We start from the raw sequence: 16,969 nt of genomic DNA, 5'->3' as shown, positions 1-16,969 counted from the left end.
CCGAACCGCCCTCTTGTTACCGCCTATTCAGAAAAGAAGCTATTCGCCCGCGTACAACCGGTGCAGATCCACCAGCTCCGCATCCCGCCGCCCGCGCGCCGCCTCCACCAGCTCGCCCGTGAACCCCGCCCTGGCGAACAGCAGCAGCTTGGGCGGCCCGTCCACCCGATCGTCGGGCAGCAGCGCTTTCGACGTGACTTCGGGGTGGGGTCGTGACCTGGACAGCGATCCGCGAAGAGGACGGATCTGTGCTGGTGCCGCTCCATGTCGACCGTGAAGGCTGGCGCGCTGACGGCGCCGTGCGTCTGCGGGCAGGTGATCCCGAAGACGACCAGCACCTGGACAGCGCGCTCGACGCACGTGACCTCCAAGCAGATCGTGCCGTCGACGAAGAGCTGATCGCCAGGTGGGAGCAGCAGTCGTCGGGAGACGATCCCGCGGTTGAGATGGCGTCAAGGGACCACCGTCTCCGCACGGGACCTCCTCCACAGCCGTCAGCCGCAAGACCCTCACGATTGAGGTAGGCAGCCTTCGCTCCGGGCCTCACAGGCAACTAGGACGAACGGCCCCACGGCCCTGATCGTGTAAGGCCACAGGTCAGTCAACACGCTCAGGACGATCCCAAGGTCAGGGTGGACGTAGAGGGCCCACCGCCGCCACGGGCACCGGGTGGGAGACCAGTCGCGGGAGGCGTGGAGTGCGCCGGGAGGCGCCGAAAAGCAGAACTGCCTGAGCTCACTTGCGCGAAGCGCTCCAGAGCGAAGACCTTCTTGCTCGGAGCACCAAAGCCGAAGGGGCGGGTGAGCGAAGCTCACCCGCCCCTTCGGCGTGATCGGCTACTTGGCGTTCGCCTTCAGGTAGTCGCTGTTCATCTGCGCGATCGTGTCCAGCGGAATCCCCTTCGGGCACACGGCCGTGCACTCACCGGTGTTCGTGCAGCCGCCGAACCCTTCGGCGTCCATCTGGTCCACCATGGCCTTGGCGCGGGAGAGCCGCTCAGGCTGCCCCTGCGGCAGCAGGGACAGGTGGGTGATCTTGGCGGCGGTGAAGAGGGAGGCGGAGCCGTTCGGGCAGGCCGCCACGCAGGCGCCGCAGCCGATGCAGGTGGCCGCGTCGAAGGCGGCGTCGGCGTCCTCCTTGCGCACCGGGACGCTGTGGGCGTCCGGCGCGGACCCGGCCGGGACGGAGACGAAGCCGCCCGCCTGGATGATCCGGTCGAACGCGCTGCGGTCCACGACGAGGTCCTTGACGACCGGGAACGGCGCGGCCCGCCACGGCTCGATGGTGATCTCGGCGCCGTCCTCGAAGTGGCGCATGTGCAGCTGGCACGTCGTGGTGGCGCGCTGCTCGCCGTGGGCGACGCCGTTGATGACCATGCCGCACATGCCGCAGATGCCCTCGCGGCAGTCGTGGTCGAAGGCGATCGGGTCGTCGCCCTCCAGGATGAGGCGCTCGTTGAGCACGTCCAGCATCTCCAGGAACGACATGTCCGGGGAGACGTCCTCAACCTTGTACGTCACCATGCGGCCCTCGTCCGAAGGGCCCTTCTGACGCCAGACGCGTAGGGTCAGGTTCACTTGTAGCTCCGCTGGGTCATCTTGACGTACTCGTACTCGAGCGCTTCCTTGTGCAGGACCGGCCCGTCGGGCGTGTGCTCCCAGGCCGACACGTGCGCGAAGTTCTCGTCGTCGCGCAGCGCCTCGCCGTCGGCGTCCTGGGACTCGGCGCGGAAGTGGCCGCCGCAGGACTCGGTGCGGACGAGGGCGTCCAGGCACATCAGCTCGGCCAGGTCGAAGAAGTCGGCCACCCGGCCGGCCTTCTCCAGCACCTGGTTGAGCTCTTCTGCGGTGCCGGTGACCTTGACGTTCTGCCAGAACTCCGCGCGCAGCTCGGGGATCCGCTCAAGGGCCTTGCGCAGCGACGCCTCGGTGCGCTCCATGCCGCAGTAGTCCCACATGAGCTTGCCGAGCTCGCGGTGGAAGGAGTCGGGCGTCCTGGTGCCGTTCACGGACAGGAGCCGGTCGATCTTGTTGCGGACGCGGATCTCGGCCTCGGCCACGGCCTCCTCGTCCACGTCGCCGAACGGGCCGGCGGCGAGGTAGTCGCCGATGGTGGTCGGCAGCACGAAGTAGCCGTCGGCCAGGCCCTGCATCAGCGCGGACGCGCCGAGGCGGTTGGCGCCGTGGTCGGAGAAGTTGGCCTCGCCGATGACGAACAGGCCGGGGATGGTGGACTGCAGGTCGTAGTCCACCCACAGCCCGCCCATCGTGTAGTGGACGGCGGGGTAGATGCGCATCGGCACGTCGTACGGGTTCTCGCCGGTGATGCGCTCGTACATCTCGAAGAGGTTGCCGTACTTCTTCTCGACGGCGTCGCGGCCGAGCCGGTTGATGGCGTCGCGGAAGTCGAGGTAGACGCCGAGCCCGCCGGGGCCGACGCCGCGGCCTTCGTCGCAGACGTTCTTGGCGGCGCGGGAGGCGATGTCACGCGGCACCAGGTTGCCGAAGGCGGGGTAGATGCGCTCCAGGTAGTAGTCGCGCTCCTCCTCCGGGATGTCGCCGGGGGCGCGGGTGTCGTTCTTGCGCAGCGGCACCCAGACGCGGCCGTCGTTGCGCAGCGACTCGGACATGAGCGTGAGCTTCGACTGGTACTCGCCCGACACGGGGATGCAGGTCGGGTGGATCTGCGTGTAGCAGGGGTTGGCGAAGTACGCCCCGCGCTCGTGCGCCCGCCAGATGGCGGTGGTGTTGCAGCCCTTGGCGTTCGTGGACAGGAAGAACACGTTGCCGTAGCCGCCGGTGGCGAGCACGACGGCGTCGGCGTAGTGGCGCTCGATCTCGCCGGTGACCATGTCACGCACGATGACGCCGCGCGCGCGGCCGTCGGAGACGATCAGGTCGAGCATCTCGTGCCGGGTGTGCATGGTGACGGTCCCGGCCGCGACCTGCCGCTCCAGCGCCTGGTACGCCCCCAGCAGCAGCTGCTGCCCCGTCTGGCCGCGGGCGTAGAAGGTGCGGGAGACCTGGGCGCCGCCGAAGGAGCGGGTGTCGAGCAGGCCGCCGTACTCGCGGGCGAACGGCACGCCCTGCGCCACGGCCTGGTCGATGATGTTCACCGAGACCTGGGCGAGGCGGTAGACGTTCGACTCGCGGGCGCGGAAGTCGCCGCCCTTGACGGTGTCGTAGAAGAGCCGGTAGATCGAGTCGCCGTCGCCGCGGTAGTTCTTGGCGGCGTTGATGCCGCCCTGGGCGGCGATGGAGTGGGCGCGGCGCGGGGAGTCCTGGTAGCAGAAGGACTTGACGTTGTAGCCCAGCTCGCCGAGCGTGGCGGCGGCGGATCCGCCGGCCAGGCCGGTGCCGACGACGATCACGTTGAGCTTGCGCTTGTTGGCCGGGTTGACCAGCTTGGCGCTGAACTTGCGCTTCTCCCAGCGCTCCTCGATGGGCCCGGCGGGAGCCTTGGTGTCCCGGATCTCGGGGCCTTCGGTGTACTTCACTTGACTACTCCGAACGTGATCGCGAGGGGCGGGGCCAGGAAGCCGATGACCAGCACGGCGGAGACGAGGCCGGCGGTCGCGCGCAGGACGCGGTAGCGGCTGCGGTTGGCCCAGCCGAGCGTCTGGAAGCCGCTCCAGATGCCGTGCCGCAGGTGGAGGCCGACCATGACGACGGCGACGAGGTAGATGAGCGTGACCCACCACCGGGAGGGGTCGAAGCCCGCGATCATCCTGTCGGCGGGCTCCGAGTTGAAGCCCTTGGGGTTGACGACGCCGAAGGTCAGGTCGAGCAGGTGCCAGATCACGAAGAGCACGATCGTCACGCCACCCCACCGCATGATGTGCGTGGTGTAGCCGCTCGCCTGGGACTTCTTGGCCACGTACTTGACCGGCCTGGCCTTGCCCGCGCGGCGCGAGAGCGAGATCGCGGCCCACATGTGCGCGACGACCGAGACGACGAGGACGATCTCGACGAGGGTCAGCAGCGTGCGGTAGGGCGCGATGGGCTCCAGCAGGGTGCGCAGCGCGTGGGCGTACTCGTTGAAGGAGTCACGGCCGAAGAAGATCTTCAGGTTGCCGAGCATGTGGCCGACGAGGAAGAGCACCATCACGGCGCCCGTGACGGCCATGACGACTTTCTTGCCGTTGGACGAGCTGAGGAACCCGCCGGGCTTCTTGCCCGTCGGGGCTTTCTTGGGGGCGGAAACAGGCGCGGTGGCGGACCCGCGCTCTATCGTGGCAGTCACAACGCAAAAGCTAGGTATCCAGCAATGATCCGTCCAAGTCATCGTGGGTCTGGTTTCGATAGCTTGCGGCTATGATGTGGGTCGGTGCGGCTTTCTCGAAGTTCCCCGCACGCGCCGATGCGAGGAAAATCACATGCAGTTTCAGCAGCTCGCGTACTTCGTGGCGGTCGCGGAGGCCCGTCACTTCACGCAGGCGGCCGAGCGCATGCGGGTCGCGCAGCCGTCGCTGAGCAAGCAGATCAAGGCGCTGGAGGAGGATCTCGGCGCCCGGCTGTTCTCGCGGGCGCGCGGCAACGTCACGCTGACCGCCGCGGGCGAGGCGCTGCTGCCGCTGGCCCGCCGCATCCTCGCCGACGCCGACACCGCGCGGCAGGAGGTGGCGCAGCTCGCGGGGCTGCGCAGGGGCCGGGTACGCCTGGGCGCGACGCCCTCGCTCTGCGCCGGGCTGATGGCCGACGCGCTGGCCCGCTTCCACCGCTCGTACCCGGGCATCGAGCTGCTGGTCGAGGAGGGCGGCTCGCGTGACCTGGTCAGGGCGCTGGCGAGGGGGCAGCTCGACCTGTCGCTGATCATCATGCCGCTGCAGAGCGACGACCCCTCGCTCGTCACCCAGGAGATCCTGCGCGAGAACCTCGTCGTCGTCGCGCCCGCCCACGAGCCGCTGAAGCGCCCCTACCTGCACATCGAGGACCTGCGGGGGCGGCAGATGGTGATGTTCAGGCGCGGCTACGACCTGCGCGAGGCGACGCTCGCGGCCTGCAGGCAGGCGGGGTTCGAGCCGCGGTTCGCGGTGCAGGGCGGCGAGATGGACGCGGTGCTGCGCTTCGTCGAGGCCGGGCTTGGCGTGGCGGTGGTGCCGTCGATGGTGCTCGACGGCCGTCCTGGGCTGCGCGGCACGCCGCTCGCGCCGCCCGGCCTGAGCAGGACGATCGCGCTGGCCCACCGCAAGGACGTCGAGCCCACGAGGGCCGCGCAGGCTTTCAGGGAGACGATCCTCTCGTACGTCGTCGAGGCCGGGCACGACGGTACGCTTCCGGAAGGGGTCGAGCTCATCGCAGAATGAGCATCTAGGGCACCGCACTCCCCCGAAGAGGTGTTTTGACCGCCAATCTCTCCGAAACGCTGACGTTGCTCCTCATCGAGGATGACGACGGTGACGCGTTCCTGGTCGAAGAGCTGCTGAAGGAGGCGGTGGCGCCGCCCCGGATCTTCCGGGCCCGCAGCTTGAGCGAGGCCAGGCGCAAACTGACCCCGGAGATCCAGTGCGTGCTGGTCGACCTCTCGCTGCCCGACGCCAGCCGGCTGGAGGCCCTTGAGGAGGTCATCGCGCTCGCGCCGTACACCGCCGTGCTGGTGCTGACCGGCCTCAGGGACGTCCACGTGGGCGTCACGGCGGTCCAGGCGGGCGCGCAGGACTATCTGGTCAAGGGCGACGTGGACGCCCGGCTGCTGGCCAGGTCCATCCGTTACGCGATGGAGCGCAAGCGGGCCGACGTGGCGCAGCTCAAGCTCGTCCAGGCGGAGCTGACGGCCAAGGAGAACGCGCGGCTGGAGAGCGCGCTGCTGCCCGACCCGCTGCTGCGTACGCAGGAGATCGAACACGTCACCCGCTACCTGCCCGGCAGCGGCGGCACGCTGGCCGGCGACTTCTTCGACACCGTGCAGACGCCCGACGGCTCGGTGCACCTGGTGATCGGCGACGTCTGCGGTCACGGGCCGGACGAGGCCGCGCTGGGGGTGGCGCTGCGCATCGCCTGGCGCACGCTGGTGCTGGCCGGGCAGACCGGCGACACGCTGCTGCGCACGCTCGACGCCCTGCTGCGTGCCGAGCGCCAGGCGCCCGAGATCTTCACCACGCTGTGCATGGCCACGATCTCTCCCGACCTGCGCCACGCGACCATGCGCGTGGTCGGCCACCCGCCGCCCGTGCTGGTGCGCGGGGGCACGGTGGAGGTGGTGGACGGCACGCCGTCGGGGCCGCCGCTCGGCATCTTTCCCGACGCGACGTGGTCGGTCATCGACGTGCCGCTGGGCGACGACTGGTCGATGATGCTCTACACCGACGGGCTCATCGAGGCGGCCGTGCACGAGCCCGGCCGACTGCTCGGCGTGGACGGCCTGGTCGAGCTGGTACGCGCCCACGGCGTCATCGACCTCGACGGCCTCATCAGGCATGTCGGCACGCTCAGCGACGATCTGGCCGTGGTCATGCTGAGGAGGAGGAGAATGTGAGCATCCACCCGCTCCCTCCGCCGAAGGAGCCCACGGGTCTCGGCCGGCTGCCGGTCGCCCGCTGGTTCCTGCTGGTCGCGATACTCGCCGGGCTCATCTTCACCACCGGGGTGGCGACGGTGATGACGATGACCGCCAAGACCGCCGAGCTCAACCCGCGCCCCGAGGTGGCCGCCCAGGTCGACCGGCTGACCGTGGCGCTGATCGTGGTGTTCGTGCTGCTGCTCGGCTGCGGCGCGGGGCTGGTGGTGATCGTCAGGTACGCGGTGCTCAAGCCCATCGCCCAGCTCACCGACCAAGTACGCGCGGTCGCCGCCGGCGACTTCGACCGCGACCTGCACGTCGACCGGCCCGCCGAGCTGGCGGAGCTGTCCAGCCACATCGACTCCATGCGCGGCCGCATCCTGTCGGCCTGGCGGGTGGCCAACGACCAGGCGGAGGAGCTGCGCCGGTCGAACGGCGAGCTGGAGCAGTTCGCGTACGTCGCGAGCCACGACCTGCAGGAGCCGCTGCGCAAGGTGGCGAGCTTCACCCAGATGCTGGAGCAGCGCTACGGCTCCCAGCTCGACGAGCGGGCGAAGCAGTACATCGGCTACGCGGTCGACGGCGCCAAGCGCATGCAGCTGCTCATCAACGATCTGCTGGACTTCTCCCGGGTGGGCCGGGTCACCGGCGAGCGCACGGTGACCGAGCCGGACGCGGCGCTGGACCGGGCGCTCGACAACCTCTCCGCCACGATCGAGGACACCGGGGCCACCGTCACCCGCGACGAGCTGCCTCGGGTCATGGGCAACCACCTGCAGCTCACCCAGCTCTTCCAGAACCTCATCGAGAACGCCGTCAAGTTCCGCTCGGAGGAGCCGCCCCGGGTGCACATCGGGGTCAGGCGCGACGGTGACATGTGGGAGTTCAGCTGCTCCGACAACGGCATCGGGGTCGAGGCGAAGTACGCCGACCGCATCTTCCTCATCTTCCAGCGCCTGCATGCCCGAGACGTCTATCCGGGGACTGGCATCGGGCTGGCCCTGTGCCGGAAGATCGTCGAGTATCACGGCGGACAGCTCTGGCTCGACGGCGAGGACACCGAGCCGGGCGGCCATGGCGCCACGTTCCGCTGGACGTTGCCGGCGGCGGGAGACGGACGATGAACGGATGGCGGCCCATCGAGGTGCTCCTGGTGGAGGACGACCAGGGGGACATCCTGCTGACGAAGGAGGCGTTCGACCTCAACAAGGTGCGCAACCGGCTCAACGTGGTCAACGACGGCGAGCAGGCGATGGCGTTCCTGCGGCAGGAGGGCGAGTACGTCGACGCGCCGCGCCCCGACCTGATCCTGCTCGACCTCAACCTGCCGCGGATGAGCGGGAAGGAGGTGCTGCGGGAGGTGAAGGCGGACGCGGTGTTGCGGACGATCCCCGTGGTGGTTCTGACGACCTCCGAGGCCGAGGAGGACATCCTCCACAGCTACCGCCTCCACGCCAACGCTTATGTCGCGAAACCGGTGGATTTCGAGCAGTTTATCCGGGTTGTCCGGCAAATAGATGATTTTTTCGTGACGGTGGTTAAGTTGCCGGCACAGGGGCAGCGCCTCTGACGCGGGTACGTGACAGGAATCACAGCCAGTCATCGAAAAAGTGAGTGACCCCGCTCACAAAAGACGATCCTGTCGTCGTAACGTATCCCCCACCAACGCGCGCCCGAGCGGATCCCGCCGTGTGAGCGCGCCCAGCGAAACGAAACCACGGACCCCCTGCGCGAAGGGTCCGCGGGAGGTGGAGAGGTCCGCGATGACCCAGACGACGCCCGAAGCTCCGGTCCGACGGCAGCGTGCGCAAGTCAGAGTACGCACCCTGCGAACAGACAGATGGTGGCTGGCCCCGCTCGTGACATTCCTCGGGCTCGCCTCCTTCCTCGTCTACGGCGTATGGGCGATCATCGACAACAGCATCTTCGTCGATCCGTACATCGCCCCGTTCGCCTCGCCCTGCCTGGCGGCGGTGACGTGCCCCGAGGGGGCGCAGCTGTTCGGGTGGGCGCCGATCGGCGACTGGTACACCCTGTCGCCCGGCCTGCTCATCCTGGCGCTGCCCGGCGGGTTCCGGCTGACGTGCTACTACTACCGCAAGTCCTATTACCGCTCGTTCTGGCTCTCGCCGCCGGCCTGCGCCGTCCAGGAGCCCCACGGCAAGTACACCGGTGAGCGCCGCTTCCCGCTCATCCTCCAGAACGTGCACCGCTACTTCTTCTACGCGGCCATCGTGATCGGCCTCGTCCTGGCCTACGACGCGGTGCTGGCGCTCGTGCACAAGCCGCTCGGCCTCGGCAGCTGGATCCTGATCGCCAACGCCGTGCTGATCAACGCCTACACGCTCTCGTGCCACTCCTGCCGGCACATCACGGCGGGGCGGCTCAACCACTTCTCCCGTCACCCGCTGCGTTACCGGGCCTGGACGTTCGTCTCCAAGCTCAACGCCAAGCACCAACCCCTCGCGTGGGCCTCGATGTTCTCGGTGATGGGCGCCGACCTGTACGTCCGCCTGGTCGCCAAGGGCATCATCGCCTTCCCGTACGCGTAAGGACAGCTTTCAAGTGGAAAACACGCACAACACAGAGCGCCACGAGTACGACGTCGTCGTCATCGGCGCCGGCGGGGCCGGCCTGCGAGCCGCGATCGAGGCCCGCCAGCAGGGCAAGCGCACGGCCATCGTCTGCAAGTCGCTGTTCGGCAAGGCGCACACGGTCATGGCCGAGGGCGGCGCCGCCGCCGCGATGGGCAACGTCAACCCCGACGACAACTGGATGGTGCACTTCCGTGACACCATGCGGGGCGGCAAGTTCCTCAACAACTGGCGGATGGCCGAGCTGCACGCCAAGGAGGCTCCCGACCGCGTGTGGGAGCTGGAGGCGTGGGGCGCGCTGTTCGACCGCACCAAAGACGGCAAGATCAGCCAGCGGAACTTCGGCGGGCACGAGTACCCACGGCTCGCACACGTGGGCGACCGCACCGGCCTTGAGCTCATCCGCACGCTGCAGCAGCGCGTCGTCGCGCTCCAGCAGGAGGACTACGAGACGCACGGCGACCACGAGGCCTACATCAAGGTCTTCGCCGAGTGCACGATCACCCGGCTGCTGAAGGACGGCGACGCGATCTCCGGCGCCTTCGGCTACTGGCGCGAGACCGGCAACTTCGTGCTCTTCGACGCGCCCGCCGTGGTCCTCGCCACCGGCGGCATCGGCAAGTCGTACGTCGTGACCTCCAACTCCTGGGAGTACACCGGCGACGGCCACGCCCTGGCCCTGCTGGCCGGCGCCAAGCTGATCAACATGGAGTTCATCCAGTTCCACCCCACCGGGATGGTCTGGCCGCCCTCCGTGCGCGGCATCCTCGTCACCGAGTCCGTCCGCGGCGACGGCGGCGTGCTGCGCAACTCCGAGGGCAAGCGCTTCATGTTCGACTACATCCCCGAGGTCTTCAAGGACAAGTACGCGACCACGGAGGAGGAGGGCGACCGCTGGTACACCGACCAGGCCAACAACCGGCGCCCGCCGGAGCTGCTGCCCCGTGACGAGGTGGCCAGGGCGATCAACGCCGAGGTGAAGGCCGGGCGCGGCTCACCCCAGGGCGGCGTCTTCCTCGACGTGTCAACCCGGCTGCCCGCCGAGGAGATCAAGAGGCGGCTGCCGTCGATGCACCACCAGTTCAAGGAACTGGCCGACGTCGACATCACCGCCGAGCCCATGCAGGTGGGCCCGACCTGCCACTACATCATGGGCGGCGTCGAGGTCGACGCCGACACCGGCTCGTCCTGCGTGCCCGGCCTGTTCGCGGCCGGCGAGGTGTCCGGCGGCATGCACGGCTCCAACCGGCTGGGCGGCAACTCGCTGTCCGACCTGCTGGTCTTCGGCCGGCGGGCGGGCGCGGGCGCGGCCTCGTACATCGACTCCCTGCCCGCCCGGCCCAAGGTCGCGGCCGAGCAGGTGGAGACCGCCAGGGAAGAGGCGCTGGCTCCGCTGGGTCGCAGCGGCGAGAACCCGTACGAGGTGCACCACGAGCTCCAGCGGACGATGAACGACCTGGTCGGCATCATCCGCAAGGCCGAGGAGGTCTCCGAGGCGCTCGGCGTGGTCGAGAAGCTCAAGGAACGCGTCCGCATGGTCGGCGCGGCCGGCTCGCGCATCTACAACCCCGGCTGGCACCTCGCGATCGACCTGCGCAACATGGTGCTGGTGTCGGAGTGCGTCGCGCGCGCCGCGCTCATGCGCGAGGAGAGCCGCGGCGGGCACACCCGCGACGACTTCCCCGGCATGAGCCCGGAATGGCGCCGCAAGCTGCTCGTCTGCTCCACCGAGGACGGCTCGACGGTCAACGTGGAGGTGAAGGTCCAGCCGCCGATGCGCGACGACCTGATCAGCCTGTTCGACGGGGACGAGCTGAAGAAGTACCTCACCGACGAAGAGATGGCCGAATTCGACAGGATAGCGAAGACGTCATGAGCTACAAGGCAAAGTTCAAGGTCTGGCGCGGTGAGGGCGGCGAGGGCCGGCTGGAGGACTTCACGGTCGAGGTGAACGAGGGCGAGGTCGTCCTCGACATCATCCACCGCCTCCAGGCGACCCAGGCACCCGACCTCGCCGTACGGTGGAACTGCAAGGCCGGCAAGTGCGGCTCGTGCAGCATGGAGATCAACGGCAAGCCGCGGCTGGGCTGCATGACCCGGATGTCCACCTTCGAGGAGGACGAGACCATCACGGTCACGCCGATGCGGACCTTCCCGGTCATCAAGGACCTCGTCACCGACGTGTCCTACAACTACCAGAAGGCCCGCGAGGTGCCGTCCTTCACGCCGCCCGCCGGCGTGCGGCCCGGCGAATACCGGATGAAGCAGGTCGACGTCGAGCGCTCGCAGGAGTTCCGCAAGTGCATCGAGTGCTTCATGTGCAACAACGTCTGCCACGTCATCCGTGACCACGAGGAGAACAAGACCAGCTTCTCCGGTCCCCGGTTCCTCATGCGGATCGCCGAGCTGGACATGCACCCGTACGACGTGGCCGACCGGCAGGAGGCGGCCCAGCAGGAGCACGGGCTCGGCTACTGCAACATCACCAAGTGCTGCACCGAGGTCTGCCCCGAGCACATCAAGATCACTGACAACGCGCTGATCCCGATGAAGGAGCGCGTGGTGGACCGCAAGTACGACCCGCTGGTGTGGCTCGGCAACAAGATCTTCAGGCGCGGCGCCGACACCAAACCGTAGTTCGCTCAGCCGAAAGGGCCGGAACCCCCGCGGGGGTTCCGGCCCTTCGCCGTCCCTTGGCCCGGCGCCTCGGGCGCTTCGCTACTTCTTCTTCCTGCCGAAGAAGCGGCGCTTGGAGTCGGGCATCTCCTTGGTCGGCTCCTGCGGCTGAGCCGCCTGCTCCTGGGCCGGAGACTCAGAAGGGGGCTGAGGCTCGGGCTGGGGCGGGAGGGGCTGGATGGCCGTCACCTCACCGTCGGCCGGCACGTACGGCGGCGGCTCGTAGTCCTTGGCCGGCTCGAACAGCCCGCGCTGGTGCTGCTGCCACGGCTCCGAGTCGCCCGGCTCGGCCGCCGACGCGGGCCCGAGCGGCTGGTCCTGGTCAGGATCGTACGGGCCGGCCCCACCCGGCGGGATGTCGGTCGCCACCGGCTCCGGCGGGATCACCGGCTCGAACGGGTCACGCTCACGGGACGTCGGCGGCTCGCTGTAGGAGTCGAACTCGTCCGGGTGCAGCACCACCGGCTCCTGCGGCGGCTCCGCGTAGGGAGTGGTGGGCTCCTGCACGTACCCCTGCGGCGGGTAGGGGTGATGGGGGTCGTACTGGGGCGGGGCGACCGTCGGGTAGGTCTGCACCGGCACGAAGCTGATGATCGGCGCGTACGCCGTACCGCCCGGGTAGCCGGGAGCCGCGAACCCGGCCGTCGCGTAGCCGGGCCCCGCCGGGTAACCGCCGGGCGGCATGGCCGCCGCGTCCGGGGGCAGCTGCGGCCCCGCCTTCCGTACGGCGGCCGCGTGGGCCATCCTGCGCAGCCGTCCCTCGAAGATGAGCACCGCGAACAGCGCGAGCAGCACCAGCACCAGCGCCGGGATGCTGAGCTTCTGCGTCAGCGTGCGCTGGTCGTACTCCGGCGCCGCCTGCCGCAGCTCCAGCGGCACCTCCTCGGTGGAGGCGGCCTGTGTCTGGCTCGGGGGCGTCTCCGGGGTGGTGGCCGCGTCGGTCGGCGCGACCGTCGGCAGCTCCACCGACGTCTCCGCCGTGGGAGTGGTCGGGGTCACCGGGGGGACCTCGATGTCCTCCTGCGTCGGCAGCGGCTGCGGGGGCTGCGTGGGGGTGGTCTGCGGGGTGGGCGTGCTCTTGGTCTTGGTCGGCTTGGGCGTGGCCGTCTTGCTGGGAGTGGCCTTGGTGGGGGTCGCCGTGACGGTCTTGGTGACCGTCGTCTCCGGCGCCTCCTCGTCGCTCTCGGGCGGCGGCGGCTGGCCGGCGGTGGCGGTGACCGTGACGGTGACGTCGGTCTCCGGCGGGCCCGCGTCGCACACCTGCCCGGCGTCACACCCCTCAATGGGGTCCATCGCCACGGAGGCGACGGAGGCGCTCGCACTCTGCATGATGAACGGCGCCGCACCGGCACCCGACAGGGTGAGTGCGAGGACGATAGCGGACACGGCCGTCACTCGTGTGCGTGCCACCGGTGCCCTCCGCGTAGTCCCGAAACCATGGTCAAGGGAATACTAGTCGGGTCAAAGTAACAGTAAAGACGAAATTAGAACACCTTTCTCCGGTTACGCCATTTTTGTACCGTGACAACGAGCCACAAGCCGCTCATCAGCACGGCGATGGCCGCTGCTACCAGGGGAAACGCCTTCGGCCCATCAATCGGGCTCACCCACGCGACCGGCTTGACCGGCTTCGTCCGTACGCCCATTTCCCACGGCAACGGCGCTTCACCCCCCGGCAACGCCCCGTCCCCCACAACGCCGCCCACCGTTCCAGGCACACCTCCAGCCGCCACGCTGGGAGCCACCCCAGGCACGCCACCGGGCGCGGAACCCAAGGCGCCACCCGGCGCAGGCACCGCCTCCGGCATCACCAGCGCAGCCGCACCCGCCCCATCACCACTCACACCCGCGTTCCCGGCCACTCCCGCGGCGGCCTCCCCCGCCACGCCCGCGTCCGCGCCTCCGGCCCCCGTCCGCGCCGCCGCACCGGCCTGCGCCTGGTTCCTTGCGCCGGCCACCGCACCAGCCCTCGCTCGCTTCCCCGCGCCGGCGCGCGCCATGCCGCTCTGAGCGGTGGCCGTTGCGGGACCGGTCGCGGTTCTGTCGGTGCGGGTCTGGGGTGCGCTCTGGGCGGCTCGGGCGCCGGTGGGTTTCAGGCGGTGGGCGGGGCCGCTGAAGGTGGCGGCGTCTCCCGTGATCGGTCCGCGCACCTGTACGGCTGCCGTCCTGCTCATGGTCGTCAGCTTCTTGCCGTCCCGCATTCTGGCCACAGCGGCGACCACCACCTGCCCGGCCCCCTCCGGCGCCCGCACGGTCACGTCGACCGCCTTCGTCCCGGACACCTTCCCCAGCGCGCACACCCGCGCCCCCGGCACCACCGCACTGTCCGGGAGAGCCTGGACGTGCTTCGCGTCTTCCAGGACGGCCTGAGCGCTCATCGCGTCCGCCGACGAGGCCATCCGGGCGGCGCCGGCGGCGGTCAGGGCGCGTGCGGCCAGCGCCCCCGCCGCGACCGTGCGACCCGTCACCTGCACCTGATCCACCGGCACGGTGCCCACCTCGGCGGCCCGGTGCCCACCTGCCGGCGCGGGCCGAGCCGCACCCGCGACCGGCGGCACCCCACCAGAACCGCCCGCGACCACCTCAGAGGCCGCCCCAGCCACCCCAGAGCCCGCCCCAGCCGCGCCAGAGCCCGCCCCTGCCGCCGCATGACCGGCCGCAGCCGGCCCGGCCGCGCCGGAACCTGCCCCGGCCGCCGCAGCACCGGCTGTAGCCGTTTCAGAGGCCGTGGAACCGGCCGCGGTCGCGCCGGAGGCCGCCGACAGCGCGGCGGTCTTCGTGCCGGGAGGTGTCGCGCATGACACCTCGGTCAAGGCTTCGGCCGGGTCGGCGGCGACCGCCACCCGCGTGCCCCGGGCCATCCCGTTCACCCGCACCCGGAACCGTTGCGTGTCCCCGGTCCTGACCCACTTACCGACGTCCTCGGCCCCGTTCACCCGCTCAAGCACCAGCGACACCCCGGTCGCCGCCACAGGCACGGACGGCACCGCCACCAGGGTCAACACGCCGGCGACGATCCACCCACGCCGCATCGCTCCCCACTCCCCCGCCGCGACAAATTACTCGTAGTAAGCATTGTGTCACAGAGAGGAACGGCCTAATCCTCCGGGAGCAGGTTCTCCACGGCCCGCATGATGGGCAGATCAGCAGAAAGCCAGGCGACGTCGTAATACTCGCCCGGCCCGAGCCAGCGCAGCGCCAGATGTTCCTTGGCCACGGGCTCCCCGGACGCGAGGGAGCAGAGCCAGACGCGCATGACGTACCCCTCGGCGAGCGGCCAGTCGGCACCCACCCGCCGTCCCACCGCGACCTCGACCCCGAGCTCCTCCCGGCACTCGCGGACGAGCGCCGCCTCCTCGCTCTCCCCCGGATCCACCTTGCCGCCCGGGAACTCCCACCCACCGGCGAGCGCGGCGGGCTCGGCACGCTGGGCGGCCAGCACCCGCCCACCAGGGGCCACGATCACGGCGGCGACGACTGTTCTCATAGGGCAGGATTCTGCAGCTTCTTGAGCTGCTCCAGCACATCGGGGTTCTGCAGGGGACGGGTGAAGCCGACGCGGTTCTGGCGGGCCTGGTAGCTGGTGACCTTGATGGGCCCGCACAACCGGCACCGCGCCTCCAGCATCTTGCCCTTGGAGACGACGAGCCCGACGTGGCCGGGGTTGTTCGGCGACGTGCCCGGCCCGGAGTTGAAGAACACCAGGTCACCCGGCTGCTCCTCGCCCTCCTTGATCTTCACGCCGAAGGGCCACTGCCCGAACGTCGTCCGCGGGATGGACAGCCCCGCCGACCGGTAGGCCGCGTAGATGACGCCGGAGCAGTCGAACGCGTCGGGCCCCGTACCGCCCCACAGGTACGGCTTGCCGCGCTGCGCCAGCGCGAACTGCAGGATCTTGGCCACCACGTCACTGGGCGCCGCCTCGACGAGGGGCTCGTCGCAGTCCTCCGACGCCTGCGGCGGCACCTTCACCTCACCCGACTTGGCGTACTTCCTGGCGATCTCCTCGACCTGGTCGACGTACCACCACGCGCGGTTGTAGACGAACAGCGCCTGCCGCACGTTCTCGGGCGCGCCGTTGCGCTTGAGCATCTTGGCGGCGCCGAGGATGGCGTCGGCCGGGTTGTAGACGTCGCCGATGCCGTCACCGTCGCCGTCGGATGCGTACCCGTTGAACGTGGACGACATCGGCACCCTGGCCTTGCCGCCCCACGTGGAGATCAGGAACTGCATCGGCCCCGCCGCGCCCGCGTGGTTGGTGCCGCTCTTGACGCCGGGCAGGTCGGACCTGCCGTGGTCGGTCTCGCGCTTGCCGACGGCGGCGAGGATGTTCCACTGGACGCCGATCTTCTTGCCGTACTCCCTGTAGAGCTCCAGGTAGTCCTCGGGGATGTCGGAGGAGGCCGAGTCGGAGACCTCCTCCACCTGCGCCTGGTCGTCGCAGTCGACGATGGTGCCGCCGTTGCTGAGGAACGACGGCATCGACATGAGCAGCAGCGGCGAGACGACGACCGCGACCAGGAGCAGTAACCCGGCCAGGCCGACGAGCAGCGCGATGCGGCCTCGTGTGAGTTTCACCCGGAGGTGTCTCCCTCCTGGCCCTCGGTGGACGGGAGGATGTCGTAGATCCGCCAGTCGCTCCCCGACTGGCTGACCGTGACGGCGTACTCCTCGCTCGCCTGCTTGTCACCGCTCTGCGCGGCGATCTGCCGGGTGGCGGTGACGACGAAGACGATGGAGTTCTTCTCGACCTGCCTGATCTCCTTGAGCCTGGCGGTGGCGGTGGAGACGATCTGGTCGTTGCGGTTCTGCTCGACGGTGCCCGCCGAGGTGAGCGTCCTGGCCAGCGTGTTGCCGAGCTCGGGCGTGGTGTACGCCTTGAGCCTGGCCGCGTACGCCGCCGGGTCCTCGTCGAAGCGGAAGGTGCCGTACTCGGCGGTGAACCGCTCGGCCAGGTCCGCCGCCGCCGCGAGCTGCTCCTTCGACATCGGCAGGTATGAGTAGACGTCGAACGGCGCCGCGCTCGCGGTCGCCAGCGGCGTGCTGGACACCACGGCCGAGCTGGTCGCGCGGGCCGCCGGCGGCTCGGCGGGCTCCTGGTCGGGCGTGTCGGGCCACATCGTCAGGTAGATGCCGACCGCGGCGATGACCACGACGACGGCGGCGAAGGCCACCCCCCGCCTGTCACCTGGCTGCGCCAT

The 16,969-nt window shown here is 69.7% G+C and carries 17 protein-coding genes; 8 read left to right on the top strand and 9 right to left on the bottom strand.

What is annotated here, in order from left to right; all coding sequences use genetic code 11:
- Nucleotides 1-39 precede the first annotated feature (39 nt).
- Nucleotides 40-165 carry a hypothetical protein gene (locus AB0K12_RS24850; protein WP_364565659.1) on the bottom strand — a complete coding sequence of 42 codons (126 nt, stop codon included), beginning with the start codon at nt 163-165 and terminating at the stop codon, nt 40-42.
- 99 nt (nt 166-264) lie between these two features.
- Here AB0K12_RS24850 and AB0K12_RS24845 point away from each other — a divergent pair, with 99 nt between their 5' ends.
- Nucleotides 265-399: a hypothetical protein gene (locus tag AB0K12_RS24845; protein WP_364565656.1), complete on the top strand. Its 135-nt coding sequence runs from the start codon at nt 265-267 to the stop codon at nt 397-399.
- Between the two features lie 437 nt (nt 400-836).
- Here the strand turns inward: AB0K12_RS24845 and AB0K12_RS24840 are convergent, their stop codons facing one another.
- Genes AB0K12_RS24840 through AB0K12_RS24830 form a run of 3 tightly spaced genes read right to left on the bottom strand, consistent with a single transcriptional unit; the run spans nt 837 to nt 4,242 of the window.
- Nucleotides 837-1,577 (bottom strand): succinate dehydrogenase/fumarate reductase iron-sulfur subunit, encoded by a 741-nt coding sequence (locus tag AB0K12_RS24840; protein ID WP_355424290.1) that lies wholly within the window; start codon nt 1,575-1,577, stop codon nt 837-839.
- Complete coding sequence (locus AB0K12_RS24835) at nt 1,574-3,496, bottom strand: fumarate reductase/succinate dehydrogenase flavoprotein subunit (protein WP_364565653.1); 1,923 nt, start codon at nt 3,494-3,496, stop codon at nt 1,574-1,576. Before AB0K12_RS24835 ends, AB0K12_RS24840 begins: the two co-directional genes overlap by 4 nt.
- On the bottom strand, nt 3,493-4,242 hold the full coding sequence (locus AB0K12_RS24830; protein ID WP_364565650.1) for a succinate dehydrogenase cytochrome b subunit: 750 nt from the start codon (nt 4,240-4,242) through the stop codon (nt 3,493-3,495). Before AB0K12_RS24830 ends, AB0K12_RS24835 begins: the two co-directional genes overlap by 4 nt.
- A 133-nt stretch (nt 4,243-4,375) precedes the next feature.
- Between AB0K12_RS24830 and AB0K12_RS24825 the strand changes: the two genes are divergently transcribed.
- The 7 genes from AB0K12_RS24825 to AB0K12_RS24795 all read left to right on the top strand — a co-directional run bounded on the left by AB0K12_RS24825 (nt 4,376) and on the right by AB0K12_RS24795 (nt 11,729).
- A complete protein-coding gene (locus AB0K12_RS24825) occupies nt 4,376-5,305 on the top strand; it encodes a LysR substrate-binding domain-containing protein (RefSeq protein ID WP_364565647.1) in 930 nt (309 codons plus the stop codon).
- A 35-nt stretch (nt 5,306-5,340) separates the two neighbouring features.
- On the top strand, nt 5,341-6,474 hold the full coding sequence (locus AB0K12_RS24820) for a fused response regulator/phosphatase (protein ID WP_364565644.1): 1,134 nt from the start codon (nt 5,341-5,343) through the stop codon (nt 6,472-6,474).
- A complete protein-coding gene (locus AB0K12_RS24815; protein ID WP_364565642.1) occupies nt 6,471-7,622 on the top strand; it encodes an ATP-binding protein in 1,152 nt (383 codons plus the stop codon). The genes AB0K12_RS24820 and AB0K12_RS24815 overlap by 4 nt, the downstream gene beginning before the upstream one ends.
- Nucleotides 7,619-8,068, top strand: coding sequence for a response regulator (locus tag AB0K12_RS24810; RefSeq protein WP_364565639.1), 450 nt, complete (start codon nt 7,619-7,621; stop codon nt 8,066-8,068). The genes AB0K12_RS24815 and AB0K12_RS24810 overlap by 4 nt, the downstream gene beginning before the upstream one ends.
- Before the next feature lie 193 nt (nt 8,069-8,261).
- Nucleotides 8,262-9,050: a hypothetical protein gene (locus AB0K12_RS24805; RefSeq protein WP_355424269.1), complete on the top strand. Its 789-nt coding sequence runs from the start codon at nt 8,262-8,264 to the stop codon at nt 9,048-9,050.
- A 13-nt stretch (nt 9,051-9,063) separates the two neighbouring features.
- Entirely contained in the window at nt 9,064-10,968 is a 1,905-nt protein-coding gene (locus AB0K12_RS24800) for a fumarate reductase/succinate dehydrogenase flavoprotein subunit (protein WP_364565636.1), read from the top strand.
- Entirely contained in the window at nt 10,965-11,729 is a 765-nt protein-coding gene (locus AB0K12_RS24795; protein WP_364565633.1) for a succinate dehydrogenase/fumarate reductase iron-sulfur subunit, read from the top strand. Before AB0K12_RS24800 ends, AB0K12_RS24795 begins: the two co-directional genes overlap by 4 nt.
- Nucleotides 11,730-11,810: 81 nt before the next feature.
- Here AB0K12_RS24795 and AB0K12_RS24790 read toward each other — a convergent pair whose 3' ends face one another.
- From AB0K12_RS24790 to AB0K12_RS24770, 5 genes are all read right to left on the bottom strand, one after another.
- Complete coding sequence (locus AB0K12_RS24790) at nt 11,811-13,154, bottom strand: hypothetical protein (RefSeq protein ID WP_364565629.1); 1,344 nt, start codon at nt 13,152-13,154, stop codon at nt 11,811-11,813.
- A 98-nt stretch (nt 13,155-13,252) separates the two neighbouring features.
- The gene (locus AB0K12_RS24785) at nt 13,253-14,773 is read right to left on the bottom strand and encodes a hypothetical protein (protein WP_364565626.1); all 1,521 of its coding nucleotides are present in this window, start codon (nt 14,771-14,773) and stop codon (nt 13,253-13,255) included.
- A gap of 92 nt (nt 14,774-14,865) precedes the next feature.
- A complete protein-coding gene (locus AB0K12_RS24780) occupies nt 14,866-15,255 on the bottom strand; it encodes a (deoxy)nucleoside triphosphate pyrophosphohydrolase (RefSeq protein WP_355424258.1) in 390 nt (129 codons plus the stop codon).
- Nucleotides 15,252-16,346, bottom strand: a complete 1,095-nt coding sequence (locus tag AB0K12_RS24775; RefSeq protein WP_364565624.1) for an NlpC/P60 family protein — start codon at nt 16,344-16,346, stop codon at nt 15,252-15,254. Before AB0K12_RS24775 ends, AB0K12_RS24780 begins: the two co-directional genes overlap by 4 nt.
- Nucleotides 16,343-16,969 carry a hypothetical protein gene (locus tag AB0K12_RS24770; protein ID WP_364565621.1) on the bottom strand — a complete coding sequence of 209 codons (627 nt, stop codon included), beginning with the start codon at nt 16,967-16,969 and terminating at the stop codon, nt 16,343-16,345. Before AB0K12_RS24770 ends, AB0K12_RS24775 begins: the two co-directional genes overlap by 4 nt.

It is taken from the genome of Nonomuraea sp. NPDC049419 (assembly GCF_040676995.1).
Taxonomy (GTDB): domain Bacteria; phylum Actinomycetota; class Actinomycetes; order Streptosporangiales; family Streptosporangiaceae; genus Nonomuraea; species Nonomuraea salmonea.
This window is presented reverse-complemented; position numbering and strand designations above follow the sequence as displayed.